The sequence below is a fragment of the Methylobacterium sp. CM6257 genome, assembly GCF_054611515.1.
Genome location: NZ_CM137735.1, coordinates 3,751,163 through 3,764,583 on the forward strand (window position 1 = coordinate 3,751,163; position 13,421 = coordinate 3,764,583).

The 13,421-nt window shown below is 65.3% G+C and carries 11 protein-coding genes; 4 read left to right on the forward strand and 7 right to left on the reverse strand.

Annotated features, from left to right (window positions below; all coding sequences use genetic code 11):
• The first annotated feature begins 5 nt into the window (after nt 1-5).
• From ACYCO6_RS18410 to ACYCO6_RS18425, 4 genes are all read left to right on the forward strand, one after another.
• A complete protein-coding gene (locus ACYCO6_RS18410) occupies nt 6-1,343 on the forward strand; it encodes an SDR family NAD(P)-dependent oxidoreductase (RefSeq protein ID WP_459761980.1) in 1,338 nt (445 codons plus the stop codon).
• A 356-nt stretch (nt 1,344-1,699) separates the two neighbouring features.
• Nucleotides 1,700-2,047, forward strand: a complete 348-nt coding sequence (locus tag ACYCO6_RS18415; protein ID WP_459761982.1) for a hypothetical protein — start codon at nt 1,700-1,702, stop codon at nt 2,045-2,047.
• Nucleotides 2,048-2,209: 162 nt separating this feature from the next.
• A complete protein-coding gene (locus ACYCO6_RS18420) occupies nt 2,210-2,965 on the forward strand; it encodes an FkbM family methyltransferase (protein ID WP_459761984.1) in 756 nt (251 codons plus the stop codon).
• A gap of 9 nt (nt 2,966-2,974) precedes the next feature.
• Nucleotides 2,975-3,331, forward strand: coding sequence for a hypothetical protein (locus tag ACYCO6_RS18425; RefSeq protein WP_459761986.1), 357 nt, complete (start codon nt 2,975-2,977; stop codon nt 3,329-3,331).
• Between the two features lie 172 nt (nt 3,332-3,503).
• On the opposite strand, the gene ACYCO6_RS18430 is transcribed toward ACYCO6_RS18425, so the two are convergent.
• The 7 genes from ACYCO6_RS18430 to ACYCO6_RS18460 all read right to left on the reverse strand — a co-directional run bounded on the left by ACYCO6_RS18430 (nt 3,504) and on the right by ACYCO6_RS18460 (nt 13,233).
• The gene (locus ACYCO6_RS18430) at nt 3,504-5,375 is read right to left on the reverse strand and encodes a hypothetical protein (RefSeq protein WP_459761988.1); all 1,872 of its coding nucleotides are present in this window, start codon (nt 5,373-5,375) and stop codon (nt 3,504-3,506) included.
• Between the two features lie 123 nt (nt 5,376-5,498).
• Nucleotides 5,499-6,512 (reverse strand): STELLO glycosyltransferase family protein, encoded by a 1,014-nt coding sequence (locus ACYCO6_RS18435; protein WP_459761990.1) that lies wholly within the window; start codon nt 6,510-6,512, stop codon nt 5,499-5,501.
• Between the two features lie 159 nt (nt 6,513-6,671).
• Nucleotides 6,672-6,956, reverse strand: a complete 285-nt coding sequence (locus tag ACYCO6_RS18440; RefSeq protein WP_459761992.1) for a hypothetical protein — start codon at nt 6,954-6,956, stop codon at nt 6,672-6,674.
• A 49-nt stretch (nt 6,957-7,005) separates the two neighbouring features.
• Nucleotides 7,006-7,758: an FkbM family methyltransferase gene (locus ACYCO6_RS18445; RefSeq protein WP_459761994.1), complete on the reverse strand. Its 753-nt coding sequence runs from the start codon at nt 7,756-7,758 to the stop codon at nt 7,006-7,008.
• Nucleotides 7,759-7,822: 64 nt separating this feature from the next.
• Entirely contained in the window at nt 7,823-8,140 is a 318-nt protein-coding gene (locus ACYCO6_RS18450) for a hypothetical protein (RefSeq protein ID WP_459761996.1), read from the reverse strand.
• Nucleotides 8,141-8,379: 239 nt separating this feature from the next.
• On the reverse strand, nt 8,380-9,174 hold the full coding sequence (locus tag ACYCO6_RS18455) for an ABC transporter permease (protein WP_459761998.1): 795 nt from the start codon (nt 9,172-9,174) through the stop codon (nt 8,380-8,382).
• A gap of 90 nt (nt 9,175-9,264) precedes the next feature.
• Nucleotides 9,265-13,233 carry a glycosyltransferase gene (locus tag ACYCO6_RS18460; protein ID WP_459762000.1) on the reverse strand — a complete coding sequence of 1,323 codons (3,969 nt, stop codon included), beginning with the start codon at nt 13,231-13,233 and terminating at the stop codon, nt 9,265-9,267.
• Nucleotides 13,234-13,421: the final 188 nt, after the last annotated feature.

Consider the following 13,421-nt stretch of genomic DNA (forward strand, 5'->3'; position numbering starts at 1 on the left):
TGACCTTGGCTGCCATCGCCGAGCGCACCTTCTCCCTCGACGATCAGCTCGCCTTCGCGGAGATGTCGGCGGACTACAACCCGATGCATCTCGATGCGAAGGCGGCGCGGCGGACTCAAGCGGGGCGCGTGGTCGTGCACGGGGTCCACGCAGTGCTATGGGCCCTGGACGCCATGGGCGGCGCCCTGGCAGGGCTGCAGACGCTCACGGTGCGGTTCGACCGCATGATCTACGTCGGTGATCACTGCCGACTCCAGCACGGCCGGCGCGGTGCCGAGGGCTCCTCTCTCGACATCGTCGTCGATAACGCGGTCGTCACCCGCATCGACATCGCAGCCGGTGTCACGGGCACAATCGTTGCGGAGCCCACCGGAACAGCGTTCGGCCTCGCGGGACGGGCGTCCGACCTGAAGGCCGCATTTCCGAATGCGGCTGCTACGCTCGGGGCCGACGTCCTCGTCGACGTCGCGGGCCTGTCTCAGCTGGTGGGGATGGTGCAGCCTGGCCTGCACTCCATCTTCCGCGGGTTCTCGGTCGCCCGACAAGGGGGCGACGGCGGCGGGACCATGCGGTTCAGCGTTGAGCGCGACGACGAGCGCTTCAACCTCATCACCATGCGGGTGATCGGCTCAGCCCTGCGTGGGCACGTCGAGGCATTCAGGCGCGCCCCGCCCGTCGCTCAGCCGAGTGTCGAGGATCTGCGGGGGCTGGTGGCATCTGACGCGTTTGCTGGGCGGTCAGCCCTTGTGGTCGGCGGCTCGCGCGGACTGGGCGAGTTGACGGCGAAGCTCCTCGCTCTGGGCGGGGCCGAGGTCGCGATTTCCTACGCTGTCGGCGATGCTGAAGCCGCGGCGGTTGCCCAGGAGATCCGCAATGCGGGGGGTGTCTGCGACGTCCTCAGACTCGATGTGCGGCAGCCGATCCCTCAGCAGCTTCGCGCAGATCGTGTCTTCAACCAGCTCTATTATTTCGCGACGCCGTTCATCTTCGGGAAGCGCGGCAAGGCGCTCGACACCGCGCTCCTCGACGAGATGATGAACTTCTACGTCCGCAGCTTCTACGATCTATGCGCGCATCTGCGCGGCACGGGGGCGCACGAGATCGGCGTGTTCTACCCGTCGAGCATCGCCGTCGAGAGCCGCCCGGCCAACCTGACCGAATATGCGATGGCCAAGGCGGCCGGCGAGGTTCTCTGTTCCGACCTGCCGCGGCTTCTCAAAAACGTTCGCGTACAGGTCCGCAGATTGCCGCGGCTTCAGACTGACCAAACGTCGAGCGTTCAGCCAGTCGAAACCGGATCCGCAATTGACGAAATGCTTTCAGCGATCAAAAGCATATCTTGAGAGCTGCTGCCGAACGGGTCAGAGAGACGTATGTGGGAGGCGTGGCGTACCATTTGCGGATGTGCCGACCACAGCGTCGTCCACCGAGCAGGCCGGGGTCGATCAGGTGAGTTAGCTGCCAAGCCCAGTCGCTGCGCACGATCTGTTTACGGGCTGACGGCTCGGCTATCTGCCGCGCCGGCGCGGGACGACGGTGAATGGCAGGCACATATGGATCGTGTAGAGATGACGGTACAGCCGAAGATCCGCGTCGAATCTAGCATCTTGTAGATCAGGGTATGTGCCGCATATGCGAGATATCGTGATGTCAGTGATTTGTGAGTCCTTCTTCATAGTTGCGGGCTAAAATGCACAATTTGGACCGTCCGATCGAGACGACTGCGCTGCAGGAGTTCAACAGGGATCTGATGAGCAAGCTGCGGGGCTATCAAATTAGCCTCCAAGCTGCCAATCAGATGGCCAAGGCTGCCGTTGACGAGCGCGACCGTGCTGTAAGCGAGGCGGCCGCGCGTGTGGAGGCTATGCAGGCAGTCCTTGGCGCGCTGATCGGAAGTCTGCGACCTTACGGGCTCGACCGCAGAAAGTTCGTCGCCTCGATCCAGTCGATCGCCGAGGAGGTACCGACAGATGGCCCGAAGGCCGTCCAGCACACCGTGCTTCACTCCGAGAGTACGCGGGTTCTGAGGCGCCGGCAGCGCGCATGATCGGCGAGGCTCGTAGCGCGCGACCGACGGTGCTTGTCTCGATGCGGCACTGTTCTCGCGCACGCGGCGTTGGCCGCTGGCATGGTACGCCGGACCTCGCGGATCGAGATCAGCGCGACCTCATAGTGCGACGAAGCGGACTTTTTGAGTGCGGAGCGGATCGTGGACGCTGAAATCCTTACGGTTTTCAACTCGTTTATCTATTTGCGCGAGAGGCTCCACACGCGGCCACATCTCTACGCGGAGGAGCTTGAATTTCTGTCCTTCGCGGCGAAGCGCTGCCCGCTCTCGTGCGCGCAGATCCTGCAGGACATATGGGTTCTCTACGAACTGAAGGAGAAGCGTGGCGGGTACTTCGTCGAGTTTGGGGCATGTGACGGAGTCACGCTGAGCAACACCCTGTTGCTCGAGAAGACATACGGTTGGCAGGGGGCTCTCGCTGAGCCGGCAAGGGCGTGGCACGATGCGTTGCGGGCCAACCGCAACTGCTACATCTCCAACAAGTGCGTGTACCGGACGGATGGTGCGCGGATCCTATTTCGCGAGACTGACATCCGTGAACTCTCGACGCTCGAGGAACTCAAGGATCTCGACTTCCACGCGCCTGCTCGCGACACCGGAGCGCAGTACGAAGTCGAGACGATCTCACTCGGCAATTTCCTTAAGGAAGCGCGCGCGCCGAAGGAGATTGACTACCTGAGCATCGACGTCGAGGGCGCCGAACTCGATATTCTAAAGTCTTTTGATTTTGACGAGTATAACATCAAACTTATCACTATCGAGCACAATTTCGCTGATCAGCGGCAAGAGATCTGTGACGTCCTGGAGCGGTTTGGCTATCGGCGGAAGTTCGTCCAGATTTCCATGTTCGATGATTGGTACGTCCGACCCGATCTCCTTGTGCCTGGGCGCGGGTGAGGCTGGATCATGTCGGCCGAGCGTGCGATCGAGATCCTCGATTCCATCCATGAACTCATCGGGCAGATGGCTGTGGGCAACGCCATGGGCCTGCACCTGAAGGAGATATCCCGGCGGACCTGCCTCGTCCTGAGCGAACTGCCGCGGCCAGACAACGTAGCGGGAGTCGTGAACAAGCTGCGGTCGGCTGCGGCTTGGTACGCCGTGCGGTATGACCCCCATCCGGCCTCGGACGCCGCGCGCGTCGAGAATCAAACGCGCCTGAACGCACTCATCTCGGCGTGCCACGAGTTGCGGTCCCACCTCGAACTGCAGATCGGCGTTCGGTTGCCCGGCGGTGTGCCGCCGCGTCGAGGTCGCTTCTGACGGGTGCCCACAGGCACCATCGTTTCTAAGGCCGCATCCATCTGTCCCGATCCACCCAGCAGCCAGGGGGATCGGATCGGCGGCATCACCGACCGAGATTGCGCAGTCCGCCGGACCTCGCGGAGCAGCCCATGCGGAGCTTGGAGGTACTCAGGGCGCGGTCAAATGCGAATCACATTTCCGCGGCGCGTTCGAGCTGCAGAACCGCAAGATCCGCGATGATCGACGGCGAAATGCTGTAATTTGAGTACCAAGCGTCCTCGACATTCATCACGTCCTCGTGCCGGGGCCACGCCAACCCGTCATAATCTGGCCGAACAAGCGGCCAGAAGGTCATCTGATGCATGTGAAGGCGGTCACCGTGGCAAACGCCGGGTTTGGCCGCCAGCCATGTGAGCGGCACGAGGCCGCTACCGATCACTGCCACGAAGAGATCGCAGCGATACGACCAGACCAAGGTTTCCGCAAACGCGGCGCGTGTGCCGTCGATGACCCTGCACTCCGGCTCCAAGCGCTTCTGAATCGCTTGCGCGATCTCGGTGCAATCGCTGTAGCCGTCGAGGAAGACGAGGATACGCCGGCGTCCGAGTTTAGGGCCGAGGCGTTTTACCACCTCGGCCGCTCCCTCGACCTGCTCGACCCACGACTTGTTGTGCGCGCGGAGATTGAAGAACAGGACGAAAGCGTCTGCCGATAGAGCCTGGATGGCCCCGATCCGGCCAGGTTCGCTGGCTTCCAGCGCGTCTCGTGCCGCGCGTTCGACCTTCGCGGCGAGCTCGGCGTCGATCGCGTTGCCGGTCGGACGGATCAAGAGCAGGTTGTGCTCGAAGGCCGTCAGGCACAGGGCGTCCTGGTCGGCCTCCAGTTCCGCGACGACGGGCAATGCGTCCTCCCGGAAGAGGTCGCGGAGCGGTAGCCAGCGCGGCTGAGCGAGGAGGAGCGGAGGGCGGTAACCGGCCCGCAGCACCCGCTCGATGCCGGAGACCTCGTTCCAGAAATAATGGCCCATATTGCCGATGAAGCCGCTGACGCAGGCCGGCGTCTTCTCCGCCGCGCGATAGGCGTGCGCCCGCGCGCGATGACGGGTGCACAGGTCGACGAAAAGGCCGAGCGTCGGCAGCGTCCCTTCATAATCGGCGATGCTGTGCAAGCGCGCGTCGTAGACCAGCACGTCGTGATCGACGAACCATACGAACGACAGTGCGCCGGTCCACGACGCACTGGTCCCAACGATCATGTGGTGGGGCTCGGCAAATTCGTAGAGGAGAGTCACAATGCCATGGATCGGTGACAGCACCGGGAAGCTCACGCGGCTTTCGATCTTGCCGCCGCCAAATGGCGACGCGAGCGTCAGCGCCCCATCCCGGAGAATGTCGAGCTGAAAGGCATGGGTGACGTCCGGGTAGCCGTTCATCAGCTCCGACGAGACGCCGGGATCCTGGACGAGTCGGCTGTTGTTGCGCGCGAACAGGAGCTGGACAGCGAGAGGATCGATCCCGCTGCGGCGCAGCAGGGCTTCGTGTGTTGGTATCTCCGCGTCGTTGATGAGGAGGAAACCCGGACCACCGAGGATGCAGTCGAGAAGCTCCGCTGCCGGTGGCGCATCGCCTGCGGGGACCTCATCGGAGAAACCGATCGCGGCACGCAGTTGGCGGCCGTGCAGGGCTCTAGCAGCTTCCAGTTGCGGACCTTCATCAAAGGCCAACGGGTCGAGGCGACGGACGCAGATGCCGTGGACGACGAAGCCCGTTCCCGCCGTGTAGACTCGGACTTCCAGGCGACTGGAGGACTTGATGCAGCCCCGTAGCACCATTCGTGCACGTTCCACGACCGCCCAGCGCTTGGTGAGCACCTGTCCCTCGATCCAGAGATCGACGTAGAGGCGAGGATTTTTAGGCCCGGCCAGCGCGATATCGATCTCGACCTCATAGAACCCCGGCTCGACCGGCAGGTAGGGGCCGTAAAGCGCAAAACCCTCTGTGCCGCCCGCGCAGCGGATCGTGTCGGAGCTGGGATCGAAGATCGCGTCGAGGGCGCAGGACATCCGCTCCAGGGGAACGGCCCAGGGCGCGCGGCCCGGCTCCATCAGGGTCTGCACTCCGTCGTCCACGGCCACCTCATCAGAGCGTTGTCGGGCGCTGGGTTTGAGCCGCCGTAGCCGGATCCGTCAACCAACCGTCGACGTAGACAGGTCCGTCAGGTCGTCGAGCCAAGCATCGAGCAGGGGCAGCTCCTCGCGACCGACGAGGTCGAGGGCAGTGAGGCGCTCATAGCAGGCGCGCATTCCTTCCGGGATCTGAGCGACGCCTGCGCGGATATCGAGCCGGTCGAGGGCGTCCCGGATCGCCGCATTGTGCAGATAACCCGGCACCTCCTCGGCGAAGTCGCGCATGAGGTCGTGGGCGTTGCGCTCCTGATAGACCGTAGCGGCGTGGAACAGCACGCCCCAGCCATTCGCGTAGGCGATCCGCTGGGCCACGAAGCTTCGCCAGATGTCCGTCATCCGGAACGAGCAGTGATACGGTAGATACAGAAGCGGGAACGCGTCGGGCCACCAAGTCGTGTTCTGGCTGTTGAATGGGCACCACGCACCCCGCAGAGCGACCGGCTCGCTCTGAGAGAACTGGAACGGGATGGGCAGGAGCAACCGGTAGATCGCGTCCACATCGGGATTGTCGTCGGCCAATCCCTGCTGAATCGGACAATAGACCGCCTCGGCCGCGCCGAGTTCGGGCAGGGGCGCGTTGACCTGATCGAGCGGCAGGCCGCGCGGCCAGACGAGGCTGTCGTGGAAGTAGCGGTAGACGTTTGTCCAGGCCGGTGCCGCGACAACGCGGGCGGTGACCGTGGCTTTCCGCGGCTGCCAGAATTCAGGACGGGGGATGTTGTCGTCGTCGGTCTCGATCAGGACCGTGGCGCCCGCCGCGATGGCGTGCAGATAGCCGACGTTCTTGCGCGCATAATGCTGTGCGGGCGCTTCCACCGCATAGCGGAAGCCCGTCCGGGCTTGCGCGTCGAGGCTGAGATAGGTCGCCCCGGGTTGGGTGAAGTCCTGCGGGCTTTTGCGATCTCCGACTACGACGAACTGGGCATCGAGCCGTGCTGCATCGCGGGCGATTTCGACGACCGCGCGCGTCGGATGATTGATGCTCGTGACGACGACGGCGTATCGATCAGACATGGTCGGGCTGGTGCCTCTTCGGGGCGCGATGCGCAATGGGAGGCCCATCCCTGCATCGTGTTCGGCTTGTGCAGTCGGAGCGGCAGCTCCGTTGAGCCGCTCTCCGTTCAAGAATCGCGACCGGCGCTGGCACCGGCCCCCTCCCCTCGTACCGCCGACCTATGACGGCGGCAATTGCTGTTCCAGATGCGCGCGCAGCACCGAATAATGTTCGACCACGCGATCGAGCTTTTCGGCGTTCGATCGCCTGATCCGCTCCGAGCCGAGATGCGGCTGATAGGTGGATGCGTAATGGGCCGCATGCGCCTTCAGCCTCGTGGCGACGAGGGCGAGATCTGCCGACCAGACGGCTTCCGCGCGGACCTGCTGAAGGCGCTTGGATATCTCGAGCCATTGCAGGTCAAGCGCGATGCCGCTGCCCATCTGCTTGAACAGATCGAACATCGAGTCGAGGATCTCGATCGCAGTGTGTGCGGACACGACTGAAGCCCCGTCAGGAATGTGCCGAAATCAGATCGGGCCGCGCGTACCAGTCGTCGAACAGGGAGAGTTGCCGGAACCGCCGACGATAGCCGAGGCCGGTCAGAAGGTTGTAGATCTTTTCGCGACTGTCCGAAAAATTGTGTTCGACGCTGATCAACGCGATGTCGTGGCTCGTAAAATCGAAGCTTTGCAGCACGTCGAATTCACCGCCTTCCACGTCGATGCTCATGTAATCGATGCGCCTGGGCGCGCGCGCCTCCGAGAGGAACCGGCCCAGCGAGATCGTCTCCACGGGGTACTGCACGCCCTCCTGACGGAAGCGCGAGTGGAAATCGGCGCCGACGAAGTCCTTCATCCCAGACAGCTCGCCGATATCAACTTCATTGAAGAGGACTTCGGTTCCATCAGTTTTGTAGACGCATTTTTCGGTGATGTAACAGTTGCGGTTGCCGTACAGCGCTGCGTGCCAAGCTCGGGCGGGCTCCGCGAGGGCACCCTGCCAGTCGAAGGTCTTCTCAAGAAGGAGCGTGTTGCTGAGACTTACCCCGTCGCAGGCGCCGAACTCCACGAAATAGCCGTTCCGCTTTTCCTTCAGCTCGTACAGGACCCACAGATCCTGTAGCAGCTGCGAATTGGAATACGGGGCCATCTTGGTGGCGAAGGAAAGGAATTCGAGGTCGGAGCTCAGAATATGGGGATGCTCATCGAGATTGTCTCTCAGATGGATTAAGGAATTGAACACCGTCAGAAGCTCAATATCCATAATCCTCAGCTCCAACTTCTAAACAAGATCGATCAGCGGCGCGAAAAATCTAGAGCTCAGGTGGCTATGCCGTGTTCCCGAGGATACGGTTCGAACCCTCGAGCAGGATGCTGTGCTGGAGTGAGTCGGGTCCTTGGTCCGGGACGGAGCGCGCCGCCTGCCGAATGGCGGACAGGAAGCGCTTCCGGCCGAACCCGTAGGGTCGCAGGCTCCCCAATAGGGCGTCGACCAGAGTGTTCAGGGCTTTGGACCGCGCCTGCGCCAGATCGCGGTCGCGCAGGGCTGCATCGCGTTCAGCCTTGAGGAGCGCCAACTCGATCTGCTGATGCTGGATCTGCCGGATGTACTTCGTATCCACGTCGTAGGTCGGGTTTTTGGTCATGCGATGGCCTCGGACCGGGCAGGATGGTACCGGCGTGAGGTCGGCGGGGAGCGAGGAACGCTTCCCTGCCTTCCCCGCACTGCAGCACCTGAGCGATGATTGCGGGCGCCTGAATGGGGCCTTGAACGGCTGTGGTCTCCAAAGCCCGGCAGGCCCCCCAGAGGACCAGCCGGCGCCGTTGCGCTCTTTGACCCCTTGGCATGACCCAGCTGCCACCGGCCAGGCCGGTCAATCCCCTTTCAGCTCTGAAGCTTGCTGACAACGTGCTTGATCAGGAGCAGGCCGATACTGGCGGAGGTCAGCCCAAACATAAGCACATATAGGTAATCCACTTGAATGCCGGCATAGGGATAGTAGGCTGCCCTCACCCATTCCGCCAATTGCATGGCAGGATTGAATTTCATCCAGTAATAGATCTTGTCGGGCATATAGCTCGGTAAGAACATCACGCCGCTGGACACGTACAGGATGATGCTGAACAGCGCGTAACCGATCATCCAGCCAGGAAAGAAGCCGATAATCGCGACGTTGATCGTCCCGATTCCGATCCCGAGAACGATTGCGGCCAGATAGCCGCACATAGCCATGAATGGATTTGAGGGAATGGGATTGACGCCGATCACGACCAGGACGGAGGTGACGACCAGAAGGGCGAGAAATCCGGTTACGATCTCTACCAGAATGCGGGAGAAGATAAGATCAAATAGTTTAACTTGCGGATAGTAGGTCAGTGGACGGTTCATGATCACAGATTTCATCACCTCGCGAGAGATGTACTGAAACACCAGAACCGGAACGGCACCTGTGGCAAAAAATAGGGCTCTCTCGTCGCCGAGCGGCGCCGCCACTTTTTGAAACGTGTAGATCGTGATCAGCATAAAGACGTGTACGCACGGCCAGAGCACCACGACGCCATAGCCCCAGAACGACGCACCGAAGCGCGTGCGCATGTCGCGCAGGATCAGCGCGTGCAGGACGTGCAGATAGGACTCGACCGGGCTCTTCTCCGTCTGAGCCGTCGGGAGCGTGGGCATTGGGATAACCTCAGCGTTGGCGTGCCTGCTTTCCTGAAAAAATGGGCCAAAGTGCGTTGAACCGATGCACTGAGGCCGTGGAGGCCGAAATCAGGCGGTGAGGCCGTAATAGTCGGGCATCAGGTGGCCGTAGGTGGGGGCCCGGATCGGCCCGGAGAACCGCCCGCGCTCCGAGACGTCGACGGCGAGCAGCCGGTCGTTGAGGGCGGCCGGGTCGGTGGCCAGCGCGTAGGGCAGGAGATGGCCGTTCGGATAGGCGCGCAGCCGCTCGCCCGGCGCGCCGAGATCGAAGGCTGCCACCGGCAGGCCGGTGCGCAGCGCCAGAGACAGCGTGTACGAGTAGGTCTCCGGCCAGATCGCCGGAAGCAGCACCATGTCGGCCGAGACCTGTGGGACGAGATCGAGGATCTCCTCGTCCTCCCAGTGATGGCCTGTCTCGGCGATCTGAAGGGCCGCCCGTGCTACACGATCAAGAGTCGGATCGTCGGTCGAGTAGCGCCCCGTCTCGGTGACCCCTGCCCGCTCCAAGCCGCCCGCGAGCGCCGGGTCGGAGAAGCCCACGATCGCGAATCGTAGCGGAAGCTCGCGCTTGCGCGCATCCGCCGCCAGGGCCTGCAGCAGCAGCCCGCCTTCGGGCATGCTGACACCGCACAGCATCGCGACCCGGCGCACGCGGCCGGGCCGCTGCAGCGCCGTCGAGCGCACGCTGCGCTCCGGCTCCGGATGCGGCCGCACCGTGATCGCCAGGTCCGGGTACACGCCCCGGATCCGCGCGGCCGTGTCGGAGGACGGCGCAAACACCCGCGCCGCCCCGGACAGGAACCGCCCGAACGTGGCCCGCCGCTCGCCCGGATCCGGCTCCTCGAACCCGTCCGCGTCCGAGGCCAGGCACGCCCGGCACACCGGCACCGGCGCCAGGCCGCAATAGCGCCCGTCCGGCATCACCAAGTGGTTGCGGTGGCAGACCGGCGAGTAGTCGTGCAGCGTCCAGGCATAGGGCCGGCCTGACCCCGCCACCAGGTCCATCAGCACCCGCGCCGCCGCCCAGCGCAGCCCCGCCAGCGAGTGCACGTGGATCAGGCGCGGGGCCAGCTGCGCGACGAAGCCGGCGAGTTCCTCGGCATCGCGCGGCAGGTACAGGCTGTCGAGGTTGGGCAGGTACAGGAACTCGGGGCTGCGGTAGGAGACGTGGACCTGCAGGTTGCGGCTGCGGTCGATCTGCAGCAGCACCACGCTCAAACTCTCGGCCCGGGCCTGGGCAATCATGTCGTCGATGTGCCGCTGGATGCCCCCGCCCCAGCTGTGGGTCACGTACAGCAGCGCCCGGCCCGAGAAGTGCCGGGCCAGCCGGTACAGGTCGATCCGCGCCCGCCCGCGCCGGCCGGGATCGGCCTGCACGAACTGGCCGACCAGCGCCGGGTAGTCGGGATGCTTGGCCAGCAGCGCCGCCTGGCCCTGGTCGTACTCGCCGCCCTCATCGAGCCCGAACGAGATCTGGCCGGCATGGTAGACGTAGACGTCCTCGGCCAAGAGGTTGGCAAAGCCCGCCTTGCTGGCGCGCAGGCACCAGTCGTTCTCCTCGCCGTAGCCCTTGCCGAAGGCCTCGGCGTCGAGGTCGCCGACCGCGTCGAGCGCTTGCGCGGTCATGTACATGCAGAAGCCGACGCCGGTGGGCACGGGCACGGCGCGGCCGCGGTTGATCCGGGACACGGCCGCATCGAGATCGGGGCGGGCGATCTCGAGCGGCATGGTGTTGTTGGCGTTGAAGCGCGGGTAGCTGCAGATCGTGGCGTTGTTGGACAACGGCGTGACGCTGCCCACCCGCGGGCGGGCGTCGGCGGGCGCTGCCACGGCCTCAGGGGCCTCGGCCGCGGGTTCGGCATGGGGTTCGGCATGGGCGACCAAGCGGTCGAGCCAGTCGCCGAAGACCTGGGCGTCGGAGTTGAGCAGGACGACGGCGCGGCCCTGGCGGAGGCTGAGGGCGCGGTTGACCGAGCGGACGAAGCCGAGGTTGTGTTCGTTCTCGACGAGGTGGAACAGGCCGCGGGCGGCGAGGTCGGCGAGCTCTGCGCAGAGCTGCGGGTCGGGGGAGCGGTCGTTGACGGCCAGCAGGGTGAAGGGGGTGGCTTGGCGCGCCGACAGGCAGGCGTGGATGGCGCGCAGGGTCTCGCCGCGGCCCTTGTAGACGGGGACGATGACGACGACGCGGGCCTGGTCGATGGGCAGCGCCGGGGGCAGGCCGTCCCAGTCCTGCGGGTCGGGCGCGGTCATGGGCGGGTAGGTGCCCAGATCCTCGGGCGCGCCCATCAGCCCGGCGGCCTGGCCGGTCCGGACATAGTGCAGGAACGGCGACTCCCCCGGACCGAACAGGTGGCCGTAGGCGCGACGATAGAACCGCGTCGAGAAGGCCTTGCTCGGATCGCGATCCTCCTCCTGCCCGTGGGACAGAAAGTGGATGGCCGGACCGTTCTCGAAGCCGCGCGTGTCGGGGTAGCGCTTCAGGTACCAGGGCGCGTCGAAATAGGGCTCGATCAGCCGCGCCTGCTCCAGCAGTTCCGCATCCTCCTCGGCGGGCGGTGTGCCGTAGCGCGGATCGAAGCTGCCATTCGAGAGATCGGTGCCGTGCAGCAGCGCCGTGGCGACATGGTGGACGAAGGGAGCCATCCCCGTCGCCTCCACGTACGGGTGATGCGCGCGATACGCCCAGCCGTTGAAGTCTGGCCTGGGGTTGCGGCCCTTGCGCCAGCCGGTGTCGCAGTAGTCGCGCACCGCGTCGGCGTCCTCAGCCAGCCCGTAGCGCTCGCGGTAGTAGGCGTGGTCGAAATGCCCCGCCACCAGCCGCGCCTGCAGGTCCAGTACCGCCGCCCGGTCCACCGGCTCGCGCCCGATCGCCCCGAGCCAGCCCGTGTCCTCGACCGGCGCCCGCGCCGGCCGCAGGCCGCACACCCGCAGCAGCGCGGAAAGCGTCGAGCGCCCGGGGCCCGGATCGCGCAGCTCCCGCCAGCCCGCGCTGGCAAAGTGCAGGTACGGCGCCGTCCCGCCCACATCCGGGTAGGTCGCCCGGTACCAGCCCGCATCCACCGCCGGCAGGTTCAGCCGGTGCGGCTCGGCAAACGGCTCGGCGCCACTCAGCCGCGCCTCGGCCACATAGCGGAAGAACGGATCGTCGCTGACCGCCCGGCTGCCGGCGCGCGCCTGCACGAACCCGGCCGGGTCGAAGTCCGGGCGCGGGCTGGCGAGCGCCCGCCAGCCTTCCGCCACGTAGAAGCGCAGCAGCTCCGCGTCCGAGGCGTCGGCCAGCGCCTCGACCTTTGCCGCGTCGAGGCTCTGCCGGTAGTGGGCGGCGTCGAAGTAGGGCGCGAGCGTCGCGATCCGCAGCGCCAGCGCCTCGGCCGCGCCTGGCCGGGCGAGGCCGCCGGTGAGGACGTAGTGCACCAGCGGGTTCTGGGTGGTGTAGGTGATCCCGCGGGTGAGGCAGTAGGCCAGGGTGTCGAAGCGGGGCGACGGCTCGCGGCCCTCGCGCCAGCCCGAGGCCATGTAGTGGGCCACCGGGTCGACGCCGGCGTCCCGCAGGTCGGGGTTGTGGGCGAGGTAGAACGGCCCGTCCACGAGGCGGCGGGCCAGGCGCTCGGCCTGGCGCGTGTCGGGTCTGGGCAGAGCCGGACCGCCCGCGCCGCCCGCGCCGCCGCGCTGGCCGGCTCGGCCCTTGCTGCGGCGCTGGCTTGCGAGGACGTGCAGGAACGGGTTGATGCCGGCTTCGGCGAGGTAAGGGCGCGCGGCGAGGTAGTCGGCGGAGGAGAAGTCGGGCCGCGGGTCGCGGCCCTCGCGCCAGCCGGTCACGAGGTAGTCGCGCACCGGATCGGCCGTGATGCCGTACCAGCTCGCGTAGAACCCCGCGTCAAAATAGGGGGCCAGCGCCGCGATCTGCTCCTCCGCGTGGAGGAGATCGTTCGCTGGCGGAAGGCTGCCGCTTGCCGCGCGGCGGATGAGCGGGTTGCTGGTCGCGCGGACCGAGCCCGCACTCGCCCAGCGGTGATACAAGCCGTAGAGCTTCTTCAAAGCACCGCTCTCGCGTCGTCGTGCGACGTGCCCGTGATCTGGATCCCCGCTGACCTCCCGTTCCGACAATCCTGCCGAACGGCCTCGACACGTATCATGCGGCCAGCCCGGACCGACGCACGGATCTCGCCGGCGGCTAAGTCGAGACCTGAGGCTCGGGTGAGCATGTCTTCGCGGAGGCTGGATCG

Bases quoted from the DNA above. Each gene is read 5' to 3' on its own strand.
- ACYCO6_RS18425 (WP_459761986.1), top strand. From the start codon at position 2,975: ATGTCGGCCGAGCGTGCGATCGAGATCCTCGATTCCATCCATGAACTC.
- ACYCO6_RS18430 (WP_459761988.1), bottom strand. From the start codon at position 5,375: ATGTCCTGCGCCCTCGACGCGATCTTCGATCCCAGCTCCGACACGATC.
- ACYCO6_RS18435 (WP_459761990.1), bottom strand. From the start codon at position 6,512: ATGTCTGATCGATACGCCGTCGTCGTCACGAGCATCAATCATCCGACG.
- ACYCO6_RS18440 (WP_459761992.1), bottom strand. From the start codon at position 6,956: ATGTTCGATCTGTTCAAGCAGATGGGCAGCGGCATCGCGCTTGACCTG.
- ACYCO6_RS18445 (WP_459761994.1), bottom strand. From the start codon at position 7,758: ATGGATATTGAGCTTCTGACGGTGTTCAATTCCTTAATCCATCTGAGA.
- ACYCO6_RS18450 (WP_459761996.1), bottom strand. From the start codon at position 8,140: ATGACCAAAAACCCGACCTACGACGTGGATACGAAGTACATCCGGCAG.
- ACYCO6_RS18455 (WP_459761998.1), bottom strand. From the start codon at position 9,174: ATGCCCACGCTCCCGACGGCTCAGACGGAGAAGAGCCCGGTCGAGTCC.